Origin of the sequence: Pelagerythrobacter marinus (assembly GCF_034375205.1) — a bacterium.
Classification (GTDB): domain Bacteria; phylum Pseudomonadota; class Alphaproteobacteria; order Sphingomonadales; family Sphingomonadaceae; genus Pelagerythrobacter; species Pelagerythrobacter marinus.
In genome coordinates this window covers 2,138,044-2,156,409 of sequence record NZ_CP139719.1, presented here as the reverse complement: position 1 = coordinate 2,156,409, position 18,366 = coordinate 2,138,044, and the positions used below count along the sequence as shown (strand labels likewise).

General features: G+C 70.6%; 17 protein-coding genes and 1 tRNA gene. 9 read left to right on the top strand and 9 right to left on the bottom strand.

Annotated elements, in window-relative coordinates; all coding sequences use genetic code 11:
- The first annotated feature begins 123 nt into the window (after window positions 1–123).
- The 9 genes from ftsZ to T8T98_RS10560 all read left to right on the top strand — a co-directional run bounded on the left by ftsZ (window position 124) and on the right by T8T98_RS10560 (window position 10,136).
- Window positions 124–1,848 (top strand): cell division protein FtsZ, encoded by a 1,725-nt coding sequence (ftsZ, locus tag T8T98_RS10600; protein ID WP_251105210.1) that lies wholly within the window; start codon window positions 124–126, stop codon window positions 1,846–1,848.
- A gap of 164 nt (window positions 1,849–2,012) precedes the next feature.
- A complete protein-coding gene (locus T8T98_RS10595) occupies window positions 2,013–3,791 on the top strand; it encodes a tetratricopeptide repeat protein (RefSeq protein WP_322295666.1) in 1,779 nt (592 codons plus the stop codon).
- 173 nt (window positions 3,792–3,964) lie between these two features.
- Entirely contained in the window at window positions 3,965–4,450 is a 486-nt protein-coding gene (locus T8T98_RS10590) for a type III secretion system chaperone family protein (RefSeq protein WP_407675122.1), read from the top strand.
- Between the two features lie 101 nt (window positions 4,451–4,551).
- On the top strand, window positions 4,552–5,295 hold the full coding sequence (locus tag T8T98_RS10585; RefSeq protein WP_160733765.1) for a Bax inhibitor-1/YccA family protein: 744 nt from the start codon (window positions 4,552–4,554) through the stop codon (window positions 5,293–5,295).
- Between the two features lie 151 nt (window positions 5,296–5,446).
- Window positions 5,447–6,601 carry a hypothetical protein gene (locus tag T8T98_RS10580; protein WP_251105212.1) on the top strand — a complete coding sequence of 385 codons (1,155 nt, stop codon included), beginning with the start codon at window positions 5,447–5,449 and terminating at the stop codon, window positions 6,599–6,601.
- Window positions 6,602–6,734: 133 nt separating this feature from the next.
- A tRNA-Ala gene (locus tag T8T98_RS10575) sits at window positions 6,735–6,810 on the top strand.
- Window positions 6,811–6,944: 134 nt separating this feature from the next.
- Window positions 6,945–8,006: an Obg family GTPase CgtA gene (gene cgtA / locus T8T98_RS10570; protein WP_160733763.1), complete on the top strand. Its 1,062-nt coding sequence runs from the start codon at window positions 6,945–6,947 to the stop codon at window positions 8,004–8,006.
- 73 nt (window positions 8,007–8,079) lie between these two features.
- The gene (gene proB, locus T8T98_RS10565) at window positions 8,080–9,213 is read left to right on the top strand and encodes a glutamate 5-kinase (protein ID WP_251105213.1); all 1,134 of its coding nucleotides are present in this window, start codon (window positions 8,080–8,082) and stop codon (window positions 9,211–9,213) included.
- A complete protein-coding gene (locus T8T98_RS10560; protein ID WP_251105214.1) occupies window positions 9,210–10,136 on the top strand; it encodes an NAD-dependent epimerase/dehydratase family protein in 927 nt (308 codons plus the stop codon). The genes proB and T8T98_RS10560 overlap by 4 nt, the downstream gene beginning before the upstream one ends.
- A gap of 61 nt (window positions 10,137–10,197) precedes the next feature.
- Here the strand turns inward: T8T98_RS10560 and T8T98_RS10555 are convergent, their stop codons facing one another.
- From T8T98_RS10555 to purN, 9 genes are all read right to left on the bottom strand, one after another.
- Complete coding sequence (locus T8T98_RS10555; RefSeq protein ID WP_160733760.1) at window positions 10,198–10,992, bottom strand: phosphoadenylyl-sulfate reductase; 795 nt, start codon at window positions 10,990–10,992, stop codon at window positions 10,198–10,200.
- A complete protein-coding gene (locus tag T8T98_RS10550; RefSeq protein WP_251105215.1) occupies window positions 10,985–11,422 on the bottom strand; it encodes a DUF934 domain-containing protein in 438 nt (145 codons plus the stop codon). Before T8T98_RS10550 ends, T8T98_RS10555 begins: the two co-directional genes overlap by 8 nt.
- Complete coding sequence (locus T8T98_RS10545; RefSeq protein WP_251105216.1) at window positions 11,415–13,049, bottom strand: nitrite/sulfite reductase; 1,635 nt, start codon at window positions 13,047–13,049, stop codon at window positions 11,415–11,417. Before T8T98_RS10545 ends, T8T98_RS10550 begins: the two co-directional genes overlap by 8 nt.
- Window positions 13,049–13,345, bottom strand: a complete 297-nt coding sequence (locus tag T8T98_RS10540) for a DUF2849 domain-containing protein (RefSeq protein ID WP_160733757.1) — start codon at window positions 13,343–13,345, stop codon at window positions 13,049–13,051. Before T8T98_RS10540 ends, T8T98_RS10545 begins: the two co-directional genes overlap by 1 nt.
- On the bottom strand, window positions 13,342–14,100 hold the full coding sequence (gene cobA / locus T8T98_RS10535; RefSeq protein ID WP_251105217.1) for a uroporphyrinogen-III C-methyltransferase: 759 nt from the start codon (window positions 14,098–14,100) through the stop codon (window positions 13,342–13,344). The genes T8T98_RS10540 and cobA overlap by 4 nt, the downstream gene beginning before the upstream one ends.
- A gap of 99 nt (window positions 14,101–14,199) precedes the next feature.
- On the bottom strand, window positions 14,200–15,312 hold the full coding sequence (locus tag T8T98_RS10530; protein ID WP_160733755.1) for a mechanosensitive ion channel family protein: 1,113 nt from the start codon (window positions 15,310–15,312) through the stop codon (window positions 14,200–14,202).
- Window positions 15,309–16,532 (bottom strand): cystathionine beta-lyase, encoded by a 1,224-nt coding sequence (gene metC / locus T8T98_RS10525; RefSeq protein ID WP_322295665.1) that lies wholly within the window; start codon window positions 16,530–16,532, stop codon window positions 15,309–15,311. The genes T8T98_RS10530 and metC overlap by 4 nt, the downstream gene beginning before the upstream one ends.
- Window positions 16,529–17,374, bottom strand: a complete 846-nt coding sequence (locus T8T98_RS10520) for a sulfurtransferase (RefSeq protein WP_251105219.1) — start codon at window positions 17,372–17,374, stop codon at window positions 16,529–16,531. The genes metC and T8T98_RS10520 overlap by 4 nt, the downstream gene beginning before the upstream one ends.
- A gap of 61 nt (window positions 17,375–17,435) precedes the next feature.
- Window positions 17,436–18,338: a phosphoribosylglycinamide formyltransferase gene (gene purN, locus T8T98_RS10515; protein ID WP_251105961.1), complete on the bottom strand. Its 903-nt coding sequence runs from the start codon at window positions 18,336–18,338 to the stop codon at window positions 17,436–17,438.
- Window positions 18,339–18,366 lie beyond the last annotated feature (28 nt).

Here is an 18,366-nt window from a genome sequence, read left to right as displayed (position 1 = left end):
GCGATGGCCCGGAGGTTTAACCACTGTGGATAAGCGGTTGCGCCCTATGCAACGCCGATTCCGTTTGTGCCAGACTGTGTGGCCAGTAACCAAAGCGCATACCATCCCTTGGAGCGACACCCCATGAGTATCAATATCGGCCCCGCAGCATCCGACGATCCGCGCCCCCGCATCGCGGTGATCGGCGTGGGTGGCGCCGGCGGAAATGCCATTGCCAACATGATGGCGGCGAAGATCGAGGGGGTCGAATTCATCGTCGCCAACACCGATGCCCAGGCGCTCAGCAATTCGCCCGCGCCCACGCGGATCCAGCTCGGCCCCGACATTACCGGCGGCCTGGGCGCGGGCGCGCGCGCCGAAGTGGGCAAGGCCGCGGCCGAAGAAACGGTGGCCGAGATCGAGGAGGCGCTGGAAGGCGCCAACATGTGCTTCATCGCCGCCGGGATGGGCGGGGGCACCGGAACCGGCGCCGCGCCTGTCATCGCCGAGGCCGCACGGCGCAAGGGCGTGCTGACGGTCGGCGTCGTGACCAAGCCGTTCCTGTTCGAGGGGACGCGCCGGATGCGCGCGGCCGAATCCGGGATCGTCGAACTGCAGAAGCACGTCGATACCCTGATCGTCATCCCCAACCAGAACCTGTTCCTGATCGCCAAGGCGGAAACGACCTTCAAGGAAGCGTTCCAGCTGGCGGACGAGGTCCTGCAGCAGGGCGTCCGCTCGATCACCGACCTGATGGTCATGCCCGGCCTCATCAACCTCGACTTCGCCGATATCGAATCGGTCATGCAGGAAGCCGGCAAGGCGATGATGGGCACGGGCGAGGGCGAAGGCGAGAACCGCGCGCTCGAGGCGGCGGAGCGCGCGATCGCCAACCCCCTGCTCGACGGTGTCTCGATGCAGGGCGCGAAGGGCGTGATCATCTCGATCATCGGCGGCGAGGACATGAAGCTGCTCGAAGTCGACGAGGCGGCGAATCATATCCGCGAACTGGTGGACGAGGACGCGAACATCATCTGGGGTTCGGCCTTCAACGCCGAACTGGAAGGCAAGATCAGGGTTTCGGTGGTGGCCACCGGGATCGACGCCGCGGCCGAGGCCAGCCAGCCGGAAAACCGCTCGATGTCGCTCGGCGCGGCACGCGCGCCCAAGCGCCCGGTGCTCGAACTGCCGAGCGAGGACGAATTCGGCGATGGCGATGGCGACGGCGGCGCGCCCGCGCCTTCCGCTCCGCCCCCTGCGCCGCAGGGCGATCGCTTCGCGGCCCCGGCCGATGCCCCTTCGGCAGACCATGACGAGGAAGGCGAGGACGACGACGTCGACGGGATCGTCGATCCGCTCGCCGGCCTGCGCAACGAGATGGCCGAGGCGCAGCGCGCCGGCCAGGGCGACACCGACACCGGCGTGGCCGAGCCGGCCGACGATTCCGGCCACGCCGTGGTCGGCGAGGATGGCGGCTTCGCGTCCGACGAGGGCGCCCAGCGCGCCGAGCCGGCCGGGCGGAAGGAACCGCTCGACCTCGGTGCCGGTGCCGGGGCGGATTCCGGGGCGGGCGACCGGGGCGCGCAGTCGCGGCAGGACGAGCTGCTTCTCGACGCCGATCGCCTGGCGGAAGAAGACGGCCCGGTCCAGCCGCGCGTCGGCCCCGGGCGCCGCCGCGGGCTCGTCTCGGGTGAAGAGGGCGGCTCCGGTGGCGGATCGACCCTGTTCGAGCGGATGGCCAATCTTTCCCGCGGTTCGGGCGACAAGGGGGGCGGCAAGCCCGCTCCGCGCGATGCGGAGGACGACGGCGACGACGATGGCGGTTCGCTGAACATCCCGCGTTTCCTGGGGCGCCAGAACAACCAGTAACGCCGCCCGGCGTTGCTGGGCCACGCCTTGCCGGTCATTTCCGCCCGCGGCCCTATGAAGGCGTGGCGTCACGGGCTAAGTGCTGCTTCACGGCAATGCGAAACCGACCTCTCCAGATCCCGTTTGGCCGCCGCGCGCCCGGCCCCTCCCCGATCGGGCCACGTGTGATCGGGGCCGCCCTGCTCGGCCTCGCCGGGCTGGGTTTCGCCGCGCCGGTCGCGGCGCAGTCCGGCGATGCGGTGTCGCGTCCGGTGGTCCAGCCGCTGCCGCCCGCGGGGGTCAACGATCTGACGTCCGCGCTCCAGCGGCTGGCGCGCGATTCGCGCGATGTCGATGCGCTGATCGATGCCGGCAACGCCTCGCTCGCGCTCGACGACATCGACGCCGCGATCGGCTTCTTCGGCCGCGCGCAGGAACTTTCGCCGCAAAATCCCCGGATCAAGCTGGGGCTGGCAGGCGCTTTCGTCCGCTCCGAGCGGCCGCTGGAGGCGCTGCGCCTGTTCGAGGAGGCGGAGCGTGCCGGCGTGTCCACCCGCGCCTTTGCCAGCGAGCGCGGCCTCGCCTACGACCTCGTCGGCGATTCCGCCGCCGCCCAGGCGCAATATCGCCTCGCGCTGGCCAGCGGCGCGGACGACGAGACCACGCGGCGGCTGGCGATCAGCCAGGCGATCGCCGGCGACAGGGAAGGGTTCGAAGAGACGCTCTACCCGCTCCTCGAAAGCCAGGACTTCGCCTCGTTCCGCGCCCGCGCCTTCGGCCTCGCGATCCTGGGCGAAGAGGACGAGGCGGTCGCCATTGCCGAGGCGGTCATGCCGCGCGACCTTTCGGCGCGGATCGCGCCTTACCTGCAGTACATGGGCCGCCTGACCCGGGCGCAGCAGGCGGCTGCCGCCAATCTCGGCATGTTCCCGCGCGCGGCGCAGATCGGGCGCGACGATCCGCGCATCGCGCAATATGCCGCGCGGCGCGGATCGCCCGCCGCGGCCCCCGATGCCCGGCTGGCCCCGCAGGGCGAGCCGCTGGGGCCGCGCGCGCAGCGCCGGGCGGAGGAACGGCGCGAAGCGGCCACCACGCGCGAGAGCCGCCGTGCCGCGCGCAATCGCGGCCGCGCCGCCGCGGCGGCCCCCACCGAACCGCCGGCAGACGGCCCGGCACCGGGGCGGGTGGCTGCGACCTCGCAGGCGTCGCCGGGGGCGGGGCCCGAGCCGGCCGAACTGCCGCCGGCCGCGCAAGCGCGGGCGCCGGTTCCCGTCGTCTCGCAGCCCGTGGTCCAGCAAATCGCGGCGTCCACCGACGATGCGGGCGAGGGCGGCGCACCGGCCGCCGGGGCCAATGCGGCATCACCGGCCATGCCCGACGCGGCTCCGGCGGCCCTGGCTGCAGCGAGCGGCACCCCCGCCGCGCCCGGTTTCGACCTGGCGGCCGTGCCGGGGGCCGTGGCGGCTGGAGCCGAGCGCAGTGGGGCCGAACAAGGCGCTGCGACCGGCAGCCCGACCGCCCGTCCAGCCTCCGGCGCGACTCCGGGGCCCGCGGCGCGGGTGGAGGATGCCTTCGCCGATTTCCGCCTGCTCCCGCGCGCGAATGCGCCGCAGTCGCCCGACGTGGTCGATATCCGCACGATCGAGCCGCCGCGCGAAGTCGAGGAAAAGCCGGCCGCCGAACCCGCGCCGCCGGCCCATCCGCGGCGTTTCTGGGTCCAGGTGGCGACCGGCCGCGACCTCGAGGCGTTCCGTTTCGACTGGCGCCGGATAAGCCGCAAGGCACCTGAAATCCTGGGCGAATTCGAGCCGATGACCGCGCCCTGGGGCCAGGCGAACCGTCTGCTGGCAGGGCCTTTCCCCAGCGCCAAAGCCGCCGCGGACGCCGTCAACGCGCTGCGCGAGGCGGGGCTGGACAGCTTCCCCTTCACCAGCGCGCAAGGCGAGGAAATCTCCCCGCTCTAGGCCTGGCGGCGGGCAGCCGCCGCGTTCTTTTTTACACAAGCTTTGAACAGTCTTGTTCGGTTCTCCCCAGCAGCCGCACGGCGCGCGATTGCAACGCCGCCCCGTCTCACTGCATCCAGCGCATCGTAATTGCTAACCGGGATTTAACGGCGATGGGACGTGGCGCGAAAAGCATGCAGTTGAGCGACGACGCCGCACCGGTGGACATGCTGGCGGCCCTGTTCGAGGCGCGCGGCTGGCCCTGCCAGTCGGTTTCCGAGGAGGAGATGCTGGGCGAGATCCAGGGCAGCTGGGGCGCGTACCAGCTGCGCGGGGTCTGGCGCCCGGAAGACCGCGTCCTCCAGCTTATCAGCCTGCCCGACATCCGCCTTTCGCGCGACAAGCTGCGCGACGCCTACGAATTGCTGGCGCTGGTCAACGAACAGCTCTGGCTCGGGCATTTCGACATCTGGTCGCAGGGCGACATGCTCGTTTATCGCCACGGCGTCATGCTCGGCGACGACGGGCTGCTCAGCCTCGACCAGGCGCAGGCGCTGGTGGAAATCGCGATCGACGAATGCGACCGGTTCTACCCCGCGTTCCAGTTCGTGCTCTGGAGCGACAAGTCGCCCCGCGATGCCCTGGCCGCCGCGCTGGTCGATGCCGCGGGCGAGGCCTGAGCGTCGCGGCGCAGCGATCCCTTGAAAAACCGGGCCCGGCAAGCGATATTGGCCGGTGAGCCGGCGGCCATTCCGCCGCCGGGAATGGAGAGCTGATTACAATGGCTGACTGGAACGAACCCCGCCGATCTCAGACGGGATTCGGCGCCTCCCCCGCCTACGGCGGCCAGGTTGCCGCCGGCGAGACCTTCGATGCGGGTCTGCGGCAGCACATGCTGTCGATCTACAACTACATGACCTCGGGCATCCTGCTGACGGGGATCGTGGCCCTGCTCACGTTCATGAGCGGGCTGGCCTACGATCTCTTCTCTGGCCCGATGCGCTGGATCGTCGCGCTGTCGCCGCTGGCGATCGTCTTCGCGATGAGCTTCGGCGCGAACCGCTTCGGCAAGACCACGCTCCAGGCGATGTTCTGGGCCTTCGCCGTGCTGATGGGCCTGTCGCTGTCGTCGGTCTTCGTGGTCTACACCGGCCCTTCGATCGCGGTGACCTTCTTTGCCACCGCGGCGGCCTTCGCCGGGCTGAGCCTCTGGGGCTACACCACGAAGAAGGATCTCAGCGGCTGGGGCAGCTTCCTGATCATGGGCGTCATCGGCCTGATCGTGGCGAGCCTGCTCAACCTGTGGCTGCAATCGCCCGCGCTGCATTACGCGGTGGGCGCGATCGGTGTGCTGATCTTCGCCGGCCTCACCGCCTACGACACGCAGCGCCTGAAATCGCAGTACTTCCAGGTCCGCGGGACGGACTGGGCCGGCAAGGCGGTCGTCCTCGGCGCGCTGAGCCTGTACCTCGATTTCATCAATATGTTCATGTTCCTGCTGCAGTTTCTCGGCAACCGCGAGTAATTGCACACAGGACTCGATTCATCGTGCCCGGGGCGCCTCGTGCGTCTCGGGCATTTTCTTTGCCCGTGCCTGCGACTAGGGTCGCGCGCTTAATGTTGCCGCAAGCTGCGATGGCGCACCCTGCCGCGCGGGCGAAGGAGGATCTGCAATAATGTTCGGACTGACCACCGGTCGGATTCAGCTACTGGCGATTGCCGGCGGCATGGCCATGCTGGCGGGTTGCGCCACCCCGCCGCCGCCGCCGCCGCCCCCCCCGCCGCCGCCGCCGGTCAAGGTCGTTCCGCCGCGCCCGACCCCGCCCGACGGCGCGACCGCCTCGATGGCGATCCCCCCGGTCGGCCCGGACGGCGTGCGGCGCACGGTCAATTACGGCCTGTCCACCGCGCAGACGATCTGGAACGTGCGCTCCGCGCTCAACGTGGCCGCGCTCAATTGCCTCGAGCCCGAACACGCGGAAATCCTCCCCGCGTACAAGTCGCTGCTCGAACGGGGCGAGAAGGCGCTGGCGCGGACCAATCGCAATCTCCTGGCCCAGTACCGCGAGAGCTACGGCTCCGAAGGGCGCGCGGCCTACGACCGCTACATGACGCAGGTCTACAACTACTTCGCCCTGCCGCCCGCGCTGGACGAGTTCTGCGACGTCTCGCAGCAGGTGGCGCGCGAATCGCTGCTGGTCGAGCCGGACGAGATCGACAGCTTCGCGCTGCGCAGCCTCCCGGTGCTCGAGGCCGTTTTCGAAGATTTCTTCAGCTCGTACGAACAGTATCGCAGCGCCGTGGCTTCGTGGGATGCCGAATATGGTCCGCCGCAGCCGGCGGCCACGCTGGTTTCGGGCCCCGGTGCGGCCGACACGGGCACCGCCGCCACAGGCTCGATCGGCACGGGCTCGATCGGCACGGCCTCGATCGGAGCGGGCGTCGCGAGCGCGGACGGCACCGCGCAGGCCGCCGGTGGGACCGATGCGGCCACCGTCCAGGCGATCCCCACGTTCGACCCGTCCCCCAGCCAGGTGGCCCAGCCGGCCGCGCCGACCGTGCCCGCCCCCGGGCAGCCCGGCGCGGTGCAGCAGGCCGCGATCCCGCCGGCGGGCGAGGCGGTTCAGGCCGTGTCGCAGCCCGTCGTCCAGGGGGAGGCGAACGTCGCGGCGCAGCCCGGCTTCGGCGCCGACCTGACCGGCACGGTTGCCGAGGAGCCTGCCGAGACGCCGACGATCGTTCTGACCCCGGGGCCCGAGGGCGCCGATGACGACGCCGAGGACAACGCCGGCGACCGCGCGAACGACAGCGCCGGCGACACCGGCGCCTGACCGGCGCGACCGGCCGCCGCCGGCACAGGGGCCGGGCCGCGCGGGATGCGAATTTGCCCTTTGCACCGCGCGCCGGTTTCGCTAAGGGGCGCGCTCGCCGGCGCGAACCGCAGCCCGGCAAGAGACCTGGAACGGGGCCGTAGCTCAGTTGGGAGAGCGCGTCGTTCGCAATGACGAGGTCAGGGGTTCGATTCCCCTCGGCTCCACCAGGCACAGCGCCGCCCGATCGATCGCGGCGCCAGGCACCGGCATGAATAGCGCGGCGCACCGCTTGCTTTCGCGGCCGAATGCGCAAGGATAGCCACGGGCACTGGGCTCAACGGCGCTTGAGGCTGAAAAGACTATGCATTTCCTCGACCAGGCCAAGATCTTCCTCAAGTCCGGCGCGGGCGGCCCCGGGGCGGTGAGCTTCCGGCGCGAGAAGTATATCGAATATGGCGGGCCCGACGGCGGCAATGGCGGCCGCGGGGGCGACATCGTGTTCGAGGCGGTGGCCGGCCTCAATACCCTGATCGATTTCCGCTATACCCAGCATTTCAAGGCCCAGCGCGGCGGGCACGGCATGGGCAAGGACCGGACCGGGGCGGGCGCGCCCGACCTGGTGATCGAAGTCCCCGTGGGTACGCAGATCCTGTCGGAAGACAAGGAGGAGATCCTGGCCGATTTCACCGAGGTCGGCCAGCGCATCGTGTTCCTCGAAGGCGGAATGGGCGGCCGGGGCAATGCCAGTTACAAGACCAGCACCAACCGCGCCCCGCGCCAGCACCAGCCGGGCGAGCCGGGACAGGAAATGTGGGTCTGGCTGCGGCTGAAGCTGCTCGCCGACGTGGGCCTGCTGGGCCTGCCCAATGCCGGCAAATCCACCTTCATCAACCAGGTGACCAATGCCCGGGCCAAGGTCGGCGACTATGCCTTCACCACGCTGATCCCCAAGCTGGGCGTCGTGCGGCACAAGGGGCGCGAATTCGTGCTGGCCGACATTCCCGGCCTGATCGCCGGCGCGGCCGAAGGCGCGGGGATCGGCGACCGGTTTCTCGGTCACATCGAACGCTGCCGTGTGCTGATCCACCTGGTCGATATCGCGGGGCAGGACCCGGCCGGGGCGATGCAGACCGTGCGGGCGGAACTGGCCGCCTATGGCGAAGGCCTGGCCGAGAAACCGCAGCTGGTGGCGCTGAACAAGGTGGACCTTGCCGATGCCGAGCTGGTCGCCGGCTTTGCCGAGGAACTTCGCGCTGCAGGAGCGGACGAGGTCTTCGGCGTTTCGGGCGCGACGGGCGAAGGGATCGAGCCGCTGCTCGACGCCGTCCTGGCCTACCTGCCCGATCGCACGGCGACCGAGACCAAGGGCAGCGAGGTCGAGGATGATCCGGGCGCCGAAGGCGACTGGTCGCCGCTCGGCTAGGGCCCCGGCCGCGCGGTCGCGGCGCAGGCAGGTAGTGGATGACGGAATCGAACCGCTCGGCTAAGCGCGCCGCATGGCCATTGCCGCGCTCCAGCACCTGACCGATCCCCGGCTTGCAGGGCGAATCGTGCTCAAGATCGGCTCCTCCCTCCTGGTCGACGGGGCCGGCTGCGCGCGTGCCGACTGGCTGCGTTCGATCGCCGGCGAGATCGCGGGCTTGCGCGCCGGCGGGCAGGAGGTGGTCGTCGTCAGTTCGGGCGCGATTGCCCTCGGCGCGGCGAAGCTGGGGCTGGACAAGGGCGGCCGGGCGACGCTGGCCGATGCCCAGGCGGCGGCCTCGGTCGGGCAGATCGCGCTCGCTTCGCTCTGGTCCCGATCCCTCGGCACGCACGGGCTCACCGCGGCCCAGCTGCTCCTGACGCTGGAGGACCTCGAGGATCGGCGGCGCTACCTCAATGCCGCGTCCACGCTGGCCCGCCTGCTCGAAAACGGCGCGGTGCCGGTGATCAACGAGAACGATTCGGTCGCGACCCAGGAAATCCGCTTCGGTGACAACGACAGGCTCGCCGCGCGCGTCGCCCAGGCCGCGCGGGCGGACGCGGTTCTGCTGCTGTCCGACGTCGACGGGCTGTTCGATCGCAACCCGGCAGAGGCCGGCGCGCGGCTCGTCCCGGTGGTCCAGGGGATCGACCAGTCGATCCGCGCCATGGCCGATGGCGGCTCCGCCTCCGGCCTCGGTTCGGGCGGGATGGTGTCCAAGCTCCAGGCGGCCGAGATCGCCGAGCGGGCCGGCATTGCGCTTGCGATCGTGAACGGCACCCACCGGGCGCCGATCGCGCGCGCGGTGGGGGAAGGGCAGGGCACGCTCTTCCTGCCGCGGCGTCGCGACGGTGCGCGCAAGGCATGGCTGGGCGGGCGCCTGCGGGTGAAGGGCGTGGTGCGCGTCGACGGGGGCTGTGCCGCCGCCCTGGCGGAAGGCGGCAGCGTGCTCGCCGCCGGGATCACCGCGGTCGAAGGCGCGTTCGAGCGTGGCGACCTGGTCGAGATCCGCGACCCGGCGAACGGGGCCCTGGCCCGCGGGCTGGCCGAATACCGGGCGGAGGAATGCCGCGCGCTGATCGGCCGGCGCAGCGCCGAACAGGCGGCGGTGCTGGGCTATGCCCCGCGGGCGGCCGTCGTCCACCGCGATCACATGGTGATGCTATGACCCGCAATGCAGCGACCCTGGCACTGACCGGAGGGACCGGGTTCGTCGGGCAGGCGACGCTGGACGCGATCGCGCAAGGCGGGCTGGCCGCGCGCGCGCTGGCGCGCAAGGTTCCCGCCGAATCGCGGCCCGGGATCGACTGGGTCCGCGGCAGCCTGTCCGACCGCGAGGCCCTGGCCCGGCTGGTCGAAGGGGCCGAGGCGGTGATCCACATCGCCGGGCTGACCAGCACGCTCGTTCCCGAAGAGTTCGAGGCGGCCAACGTCGCCGGCACGCTGGCCCTCGTCGAGGCGACAAAGGCCGCCGGTGTGCGCCGTTTCGTGTTCGTATCCTCGCTCGCCGCGCGCCGGCCCGACCTTTCGGCCTACGGCGCGTCGAAGGCGCGGGCGGAGAAGATCGTCGCGGCCAGCGGGCTCGACTGGACGACCGTGCGCCCGCCGGCCGTTTACGGCCCGCGCGATCGCGACATGTTCGAACTGTTCCGCGCCGCCCGCCGCGGGGTCGTGCCGATGCCGCCGCCGGGCCGCGCCTCGATGATCCATGTCGAGGACCTGGCCCGGCTTCTCCTCGCGCTCGTGCCGGGGGGCGAGGACGTGAGCGGGGCGACGTTCGAGCCCGACGACGGGCGCGAAGGCGGCTGGCCGCATCGCGCGCTGGCGCTGGCGATCGGCCAGGCCGTGGGGCGGCGCCCGTGGGTGCCGCACCTCTCGCGCACGGTGCTCGACTGGGCATCGCGGATCGATTGCAGCGTGCGCCGGGCCAGGGCGCGCCTGACGCCCGACCGGGTCGGCTACATGTGCCACCCTGACTGGGTGGCGGACCCCGCGCGGGCGGTTCCGCGCGATCGCTGGCAGCCGCGCATCGCCACTGTCGAGGGGCTGGCCGCCACGGCGCGCTGGTATCGCGAGCAAGGGTGGCTCTAGGCCGCGCCTGCCCGCGTCGTCTCATCGCGCCGCGCCCGACGTGCGCGCGGGCGCGGGACCGCTAGAACGCGGGATCGTATCCCGGCGGCAGCTCGCCGTCGGGGGTCAGCGGGGTGTGAATGCCGCACTCGGTCTTGTCCCAGCCTTTCCACCGGCCGGACCGCGGGTCTTCCCCGGGGGCGACCTTGTGGGTGCAGGGGCTGCATCCGATCGACGGGTAGCCTTCGGCCACCAGCGGGTGCGGCGGCAGGTCGTGCTCTGCGATATAGGCGGCCAGGTCCTCTGCGCTCCAGTCGATCAGCGGGTTGATCTTGAGCCGCCCCTGCGCGTCGGAGCTGTCGACCTCGAACCGGGGCAGGTTGGCGCGCGTGGCGGACTGGAACGCCTTGCGCCCGGTGAGCGTGGCATCGAAACCGGCCAGCGCCGCGGCGAGCGGCAGGACCTTGCGGATCTCGCAGCAGCCATCGGGGTCGTAGGACCAGCGCAGCCCGCTCTCGTCGCGCTTGGCCAGCAGCGCGGGATCGGGCGTCAGGTTCACCAGCCCGGTCAGGCCGAGCTGTTCGACCAGCTGGTCACGGTAGGCCAGCGTCTCGGGAAAATGCTTGCCCGTTTCGAGGAACAGGACCGGCAGCGAGGGATCGACCTGGGCCACGAGGTGAAGCAGGACAGCGCTTTCCGCGCCGAAGCTCGAAACCGTGGCAAGACGGCCGACCAGCCCTTCGTCGATGACGGCGCGCAGCATCTCGGCCGTGTCGGCGCCGCGGAACCGGCGGTTCAGCCGGATCGCGTCGGCATCGGTGAACCGCGGCCCCGTCTCGATCCGGTCGCGCAGGCGGATCGGGTCGGCGTCAGCCATTGTCCGTCCCGTGGCGCAGGTTCCAGATCGGCATGCGCCCGTCGGCAGCCGGCTGGTAGACATGGGGCCAGTGGCGGAAGGCGGCGTCGGCATCGGCCGGGTCGAACGGACGATCGGGGGCGAAGGAATCGAACCCGCACCGGCGCATAGCCGAAAGCTGGTCCACCAGCACGTCGCCCACCGCGCGCAGTTCGCCGGCATAGCCCGCTTCGCGCAGCACGCGCGCCGCGGAATAGCCGCGCCCGTCGGTGAAGGCGGGGAAGTTCACTTCGACCAGGCGGACATGGTCGAGGTGCGGGATCAGCGCGCGCGCGTCGTCGCCCGGCTCGATCCGCACGGCCGCGGCGTTCGACTGGTCGAGGAAGGCATCGACGGTCACCGCCGGGTGATCGACCGGCTCGTCGTCGCGAAAACGCAGCAGCTCAGCCATAGAGCGCCTCCTTGAACGGTTCCATGCCGATCCGGCGATAGGTGTCGAGGAAGCGTTCCCCGTCCTGGCGCCGCGCGAGATAGACGTCGGTGGCCTTTTCCACCGCGTCGACGATCCCGGCCTCGTCGAAGCCCGGGCCGGTGATCTTGCCGAGCGAGGTATCGTCCGCCTCGCTCCCGCCCAGCAGGAGCTGGTAGTTCTCGACCCCCTTGCGATCGACCCCCAGGATGCCGATGTGCCCGGCATGGTGATGGCCGCATGCGTTGATGCAGCCGGAGATCTTCAGTTTCAGCTCGCCCAGGATCTTGCCCTTGCCGTTCGCTGCGAAGCGTTCGGAAATCTGCTGCGCCACCGGGATCGAGCGGGCATTGGCGAGGCTGCAGTAATCGAGGCCGGGGCAGGCGATGATGTCGTCCACCTGGTCGAGGTTGGGCGCGGCAAGCCCGGCCTCGTCCAGCGCGCTCCACAGCGCATGGAGATCGGCCTTGCGGACATGGGGCAGAACGATGTTCTGCGTGTGCATCACGCGCAGCTCGTCGAAGCTGTAGCGCTCCGCCAGGTCGGCGATCAGGCGCATCTGTTCGGCGCTGGCATCGCCCGGGATGCCGCCCACCGGCTTGAGGCTGATGACCGTCGAGACATAGCCGGGCGCCTTGTGCGCCACGCAGTTGCGATCGACCCAGAGCGCGAATTCCGGGTCCGACCGGTCGATGTCTTCCGGCAGGCCGGTTTCGAAAGCGGGATCGGCGAAGAAGGTCTTGATCCGCTCCAGCTCCGCCCGGGGCGGCTCGATGCCCTGGTCGAGGAGGTGGGCGAATTCCTCTTCCACCTGGCGCGTATATTCGTCCGCGCCGAGTTCGTGGACCAGGATCTTGATTCGCGCCTTGAACTTGTTGTCGCGGCGGCCGTGGCGGTTGTAGACCCGCAGGCACGCCTCGGCATACATGACCAGCTGGTCGAGCGGCACGAATTCGCGGATGCACGGGGCGATCATCGGCGTGCGGCCCATCCCGCCGCCGACGTAGAACGCCGCGCCCAGTTCGCCCGCGTCGTTCTTCACGATGCGAATGCCGATATCGTGCAGCTTCATCGCCGCGCGGTCGGCCTCGCTGGCGATCACCGCGATCTTGAACTTGCGCGGCAGGGCCAGGAACTCGGGGTGGAAGCTCGACCACTGGCGCAGCAGCTCGGCATAGGGCCGCGGATCGACCAGCTCGTCGGCCGTGGCACCGGCAAAGTGATCGGAACTGATGTTGCGGATGCAATTGCCGCTGGTCTGGATGGCGTGCATTTCCACCGCGGCCAGGTCGGCCAGGATGTCGCCGGCATCCTCCAGCTTGATCCAGTTGTACTGGATGTTCTGGCGGGTGGTGAAATGGCCGTAACCGCGATCGTACTTCTCGGCGATGTCGGCCAGCGCGCGCATCTGCCGCGAATTGAGCGTGCCGTAGGGCACGGCGACCCGCAGCATGTAGGCGTGGAGCTGGAGATAGAGGCCGTTCATCAGGCGCAGCGGCTTGAACTGGTCCTCGCTCAGCTTGCCTTCGAGCCGGCGACGCACCTGGTCGCGGAACTCGGCGACGCGGGCATCGACCATGGCCTGGTCGTATTGGTCGTACTTGTACATCAGATCACCCAGTTGCCGGCCGTCGGATCGGCGGGTTTGAGCGTGAGGTCGGGGCGAACGGTCGGACCCAGCGCGCGGATCCGGTCCTTGATATGGGCCGGGCGAACGCCCTCGGCGGTCTTCTCCCCCTCGATCACGTAGGGGGCGTTGACGCGGCGGGCGGCCTCTTCGCGGGTGGCGATGTCTTCCGCCTGTTCGCCGGCATCGACCGCGTCCTCGACATGGATCGACCAGTCGACGCCGGTCCACCACACGACGGCCCCGGTCTTGAGGTCGTTTCCGGTAACGATCTTCATTCTGCTGCCTCCGCCGCCAGCGCGGCCACATGTGCATCGTCGCGTGCCGTGACCTCGCCGATCACGATCAGCGCCGGGCTCTTCACGCTTTCGCGCGCGACCAGCTCGGGAAGCGCGGCGAGCGGGCCGCGCAGGACCCGCATCGCGGGCCGGCAGGCGTTCTCGATCACCGCCAGCGGCATGTCGGGCGCGAGCCCGTCCGCCATCAGCTTTTCCGCGATCCGCGGCGCGGTCTTCACGCCCATGTAGATCACCAGCGTCCGCCCCTTGCCCGCCAGGCCGGCCCAGTCCTGGTCGGACAGGCCCTTGCACTGGCCGGCGACGAAGCTGACCACGCTGGCCGCGTCGCGGTGGGTCAGGGCGATGCCGGTGGCCGCGGCCGCGCCGTTGGCGGCGCTGATCCCGGGCACGATCTCGACCGGGACGCCGGCCGCGCGGCAGGCTTCCGCTTCTTCCCCGCCGCGGCCGAAGATGAACGGATCGCCACCCTTCAGCCGCACGACGGCGCGGCCCTTGCGCGCCTCGCGCACCAGAAGCTCGCAGATCGCCTCCTGCGGCAGGGTGTGGTGGGCCCGGCGCTTGGCGACCGAGATCATCTGCGCGTCGCGCGCGGCCAGCGCGAGCACGGCGCGGTCGACCAGGCCGTCGTGGACGACCACTTCGGCCCGTTCCAGCAGGCGCGCCGCGCGCAGGGTCAGCAGGTCCGGGTCGCCCGGGCCGGCGCCGACCAGGTAAACGGTTCCGACAGTATCCATGCGGCGCAAGATGCGCGGCCGCGCCGCGCCGCGCCAACGAGAATGCATGTCAGTGCCGCTAGGATTGGTTTTGATAGCCGCGGTAGCGGCCTCGCAAGCCTAGCTTTCGCGGGTTTCCAGGCGTTGTGAGATGGCCGCGATAAGCTGTTCGAACTGCTCGTTTCCGCGCAAGTTGATGTCGCGCTGGGGGAAGGGGATCTCGATCCCTTCGCGCTGGAACAGGTTCCACAGGTTCTTCAGCACCTGCGATCGCACGTTGCCGATCCCGGCTTCCGGGTCGGTGATCCAGCAGTGGATGACGAAATCGACCGAGCTTGCGCCGTACTGGTCCAGCCAGACCGTCGGCGGCGGGGTGTCGAGCACCCGCGGGGCGGCGCGCGCGGCCTCCAGCATCAGCTTCTCGGCCAGGTCGAGATCGCAGTTGTACGACACGCCCACCGGCACCTGGACCCTGACGTTGCGCGAGGAATAGGACCAGTTTTCGACCTGGTTGATCATCAGGTTCTCGTTCGGGATCAGGTATTCCTTCTGGTCGCGCGTGGTCAGCGAGACCGCGCGAATGCCGATCTTGCGGATCTGCCCGAAGGTCGAATTGCCTGCCTGGTCGGCGATCGCGATCACGTCCCCCGGCTTGATCGACCGGTCCATCAGCAGGATGATCCCGGCGATCAGGTTGCCGAAGGTCTTCTGCAGGCCGAAACCGATCGCGAGGCCGAACGCGCCGGAGAAGACGGCAAGCGCGGTGAGGTCGATCCCGAGAACGTCGATGCCGAGCAGGACGGCGATGGTCCAGACCGTGATCGAGACCAGCTTTTCCGCCAGGAGCTGCTGCGTCGAATCGAAGCGCGAGATGCGGCGCAGAACGGCGCGCGCCAGCTTGCTGCCGAACAGCGCGAGCAGGTAGATGCCGACGATCACCGCGGTCACCACCAGCGCGTCCCACAGCGAGATGCGCATGTCGCCCACGCTGAGGGCGAGCGCATCGAGCGTCTCGACCACGCCGCCGACCGTCTCGCTCTTCGACGCCACGGCCTGCGCGAGATCCTCGGCCGCGCCGACCGGCTCGGCGGGGGCAGGGCTCGGGACGGGCGCCGCGGCAGCCGCGGTGGCGGGCGCATCCGCCGCGGCGGTGCCCCCGGCGGGGTCGGGCAGGGCGGCGCCGTCGGTCGCGGCTTCGGCCTCGGGCGATGCGGTGGGAAGGGGCTGGGTCATGCTTGCCTCGTGCCGGTAAATGCCTGGTCCATGTCCGCGACGAGGTCCGCCGGGTCCTCCAGCCCCACCGACAGGCGCACGCCGCGGCGGTGGCCGGGCGCCCAGCCGGCGGGCGGCCAGGCGCTGGCGGTGCGGACTTTCGCGGGGTCGATCGGCAGGGCGAGACTTTCGAACCCGCCCCAGCTGAACCCGATCCCGAACAGCGAAAGCGCATCGACGAAACGGTCGGCCGCTTCCGCGTCGTCGGACGCGAATATGAAACTGAACAGGCCGCAGCCTCCGGCGAAGTCGCGCCGCCACAGCTCGTGGCCGGGTGAGCCGGGCAGCATCGGGCAGAGCACGTGGGCCACTTCGTCCCGGCCTTCGAGCCATTCGGCAAGCGCCAGCGCGGTGGCGGCGGAGCGTTCGACCCGCAGGCCCATCGTGCGCAGCCCGCGCAGCGCGAGCGCGGCGTCGTCGGGCGAGACGACCTGGCCGAGGGCCTGCGCGGTCTGGCGCAGGCGGCGATACCACCGCTCCCCGCCGCTGGCCGCGCCCATCATCAGGTCCGAATGGCCGCCGACATGCTTGGTCAGGCTGGTGATCGCGATGTCGCATCCCCGTTCGAGCGCGGGAAAGCCGAGGGGGGAGGCCCAGGTGTTGTCGATCAGGCTGACCGCGCCTTTCTCGCGCGCGATGGCGGCCAGTGCCGGAACGTCGCAGACTTCCATCGTCAGGCTGCCCGGGCTTTCCAGCAGCACCGCTTTCGTCCGCTCGCAGAACTGCGCGGCGAAGCCGTCGACGTCGCGCGGGTCGAAGAAGCGTGCCTCCACCCCCATGCGGCGAAGCAGGCCATTGGCCATGACCCGGCTGGGTTCATAGGCATTGTCGGTCACCAGCAGGACGTCGCCGGGCTTGAGCACGGCCAGAAGCGCGCCGGCAATCGCGGCGACCCCGCTGGGATAGAGAACCGTGCCCGCAGCGCCCGGTTCGATCGCGGTCAGCGCCTCTGCCAGGGCCCACTGGGTGGGCGCGCCGCGCCGGCCGTAGAAGAACCGGCCGTCCTCGTTCGTCCTGCCGCCTTCCTTCAACGCCGCGGTGTCGGGATAGAGGTGCGTGCTCGCGCGCCAGACCGGCGGGTTGACCACCGGGCCGGTCCATTCCGGCCGCCGCCCGGCCGCCGCGAGGCGGGTGTTCGGCCCGCCCTTGCCGCTCGCGCCGCTGTCGTTCTTCGCGCTCATGCCGGGGCCCCCGTTTCGCGCGGCAGATCGGGATCGGCCGCCCATTCGCTCCAGCTGCCATCGTAGAGCGCGGCGTCCTCCTTGCCCAGCAGGGCGAGGGCGAAAAGCACGACCGCCGCGGTCACCCCGCTGCCACAGCTGGCCGTGACCGGGCGATCAAGATCGACGCCTGCCGCATCGAAGGCGGCGCGCAGATCGTCGCGCGGACGGAATGTCCCGTCGTCGTTCAGCAGGTCGCGGTAGTGCAGGTGGCGCGCGCCGGGGATGTGGCCGCCGGGCAGGCCGTGGACGATGTCCTGCGCCGCCCCGGTGAAGCGGTCCGCGTCGCGCGCGTCGACGATCTGCTCGCGCGGGTCGACCAGGCTGGCGAGGACTTGCGCCCGCGTTCGCAGACGGGCGGCATCGGGATCGCGCGGTGCGCCGATGGGGCAGGGCGCATGGTTCGCCTCGCCGGTTTCCAGCGCGCGCCCTTCGGCCCGCCATTTCGCCAGCCCGCCATTGAGGATCGCGACCTCGGCGCATCCGAAGAGGCGGAACAGGAACCAGGCCCGCGCCGCGCTGCGCAGTGCGCTGTCGTCGTACAGGACGACCGGGCACCCGCTTTCCACCCCCAGCGCGGCCAGCCGCTGCGCGAACTGCGCCCCCCGGGGCACGGCGGCCGGCACGGGGGAGCTATCGTCCTGCAGGCTCGCGAGGTCGAGGAAGCGCGCGCCGGGAATGTGCCCTGCGGCGAATTCCGCCCGGGCATTGCGTCCGGCCGCGGGGAGGTGCTTGCTGGCGTCGATCACGGCCACGCGGGCGAGGTTGTCCGCCAGCCAGCCGGTCGAAACGAGAATATCCATGGCATCGGTGGGTAGCCTTGCCGGCCGGCCCCGTCGAGAGGGGGCGGGCCGGGGCGCGATGTCAGAACGCGTCGGCCGCGTCGACCAGGCCGGCGAGCGACCTGGGCGCCACCGCGCGCCAGCTGCGCCGGATCCAGCCGTCGACCGCGTCCCAGTCGGTATCGCCCAGGTCCAGCCGGATCCCGATCCAGCCGTCGCCGAAATAGGGCGGCCGGTAATAGCGTCGCGGATCGTTTTCGATCAGCTGCTCCTGCTCGTCGGCGCCGCTGATCTTCGCCAGCAGCGCGGTCGCCGCGTCGCCGTGGCGATCGACGCTGACCCAGGCGAATTTCTTGCCCTTCTCGATCCCGAAACAGGGCATTCCGTGGCTCACCGTCTCCTCCGCTCGGGGCAGGGCCATCGCGCGTTCGCGCACTTGCGCCACCAGCCATTCCGGGTCGAACGGGCGCGCGACATAGTCGCCCAGGACGCGGGGATAGAGCTGGTGTTCGGCGAGCTTGACCCGCTCGGCCAGGGTTTCCGCCGTGTCGCCGGGCAGGATCGCGACTTCGGCCCGGCCCAGGACTTCGCCCATGTCGAGATCGTCGGTCACGAGATGGACCGAGGCGCCGGCGTGGCTGTCGCCCGCCGCGATCGCGCGGGCATGGGTGTCGAGCCCGGGATAGCGGGGCAGGAGCGAGGGGTGGATGTTGAGCATCTTCCCCTCCCACGCGGCGACGATGGCCGGGCCAAGGATGCGCATGTACCCGGCCAGGACGACATATTCGGCCCCGGCTTCGCGGATCGCCGCGTCCATCGCCGCGTCGTGCTCGGCGCGTTTCATGCCGCGGTGGGCGAGGGCGAAAGTCGGCACGCCCTCCGCCTCGGCCAGGGCAAGCGCTTCCGCCGCCGGGTCGTTGCTGGCGACGAGGACGATCTCGTAGGCTGCCCCCGGCAGGCGCGAGGCGTAGAGCAGGGCGGCCATGTTGGTCCCCTTGCCCGATACGAGCACG

Bases quoted from the DNA above. Each gene is read 5' to 3' on its own strand.
- ftsZ (WP_251105210.1), top strand. From the start codon at position 124: ATGAGTATCAATATCGGCCCCGCAGCATCCGACGATCCGCGCCCCCGC.
- T8T98_RS10560 (WP_251105214.1), top strand. From the start codon at position 9,210: ATGACCCGCAATGCAGCGACCCTGGCACTGACCGGAGGGACCGGGTTC.
- proB (WP_251105213.1), top strand. From the start codon at position 8,080: ATGGCCATTGCCGCGCTCCAGCACCTGACCGATCCCCGGCTTGCAGGG.
- T8T98_RS10545 (WP_251105216.1), bottom strand. From the start codon at position 13,049: ATGTACAAGTACGACCAATACGACCAGGCCATGGTCGATGCCCGCGTC.
- T8T98_RS10590 (WP_407675122.1), top strand. From the start codon at position 3,965: ATGCAGTTGAGCGACGACGCCGCACCGGTGGACATGCTGGCGGCCCTG.
- metC (WP_322295665.1), bottom strand. From the start codon at position 16,532: ATGAGCGCGAAGAACGACAGCGGCGCGAGCGGCAAGGGCGGGCCGAAC.
- T8T98_RS10540 (WP_160733757.1), bottom strand. From the start codon at position 13,345: ATGAAGATCGTTACCGGAAACGACCTCAAGACCGGGGCCGTCGTGTGG.
- T8T98_RS10530 (WP_160733755.1), bottom strand. From the start codon at position 15,312: ATGACCCAGCCCCTTCCCACCGCATCGCCCGAGGCCGAAGCCGCGACC.
- cobA (WP_251105217.1), bottom strand. From the start codon at position 14,100: ATGGATACTGTCGGAACCGTTTACCTGGTCGGCGCCGGCCCGGGCGAC.
- cgtA (WP_160733763.1), top strand. From the start codon at position 6,945: ATGCATTTCCTCGACCAGGCCAAGATCTTCCTCAAGTCCGGCGCGGGC.
- T8T98_RS10580 (WP_251105212.1), top strand. From the start codon at position 5,447: ATGTTCGGACTGACCACCGGTCGGATTCAGCTACTGGCGATTGCCGGC.
- purN (WP_251105961.1), bottom strand. From the start codon at position 18,338: ATGGCCGCCCTGCTCTACGCCTCGCGCCTGCCGGGGGCAGCCTACGAG.
- T8T98_RS10555 (WP_160733760.1), bottom strand. From the start codon at position 10,992: ATGGCTGACGCCGACCCGATCCGCCTGCGCGACCGGATCGAGACGGGG.
- T8T98_RS10585 (WP_160733765.1), top strand. From the start codon at position 4,552: ATGGCTGACTGGAACGAACCCCGCCGATCTCAGACGGGATTCGGCGCC.
- T8T98_RS10550 (WP_251105215.1), bottom strand. From the start codon at position 11,422: ATGGCTGAGCTGCTGCGTTTTCGCGACGACGAGCCGGTCGATCACCCG.
- T8T98_RS10520 (WP_251105219.1), bottom strand. From the start codon at position 17,374: ATGGATATTCTCGTTTCGACCGGCTGGCTGGCGGACAACCTCGCCCGC.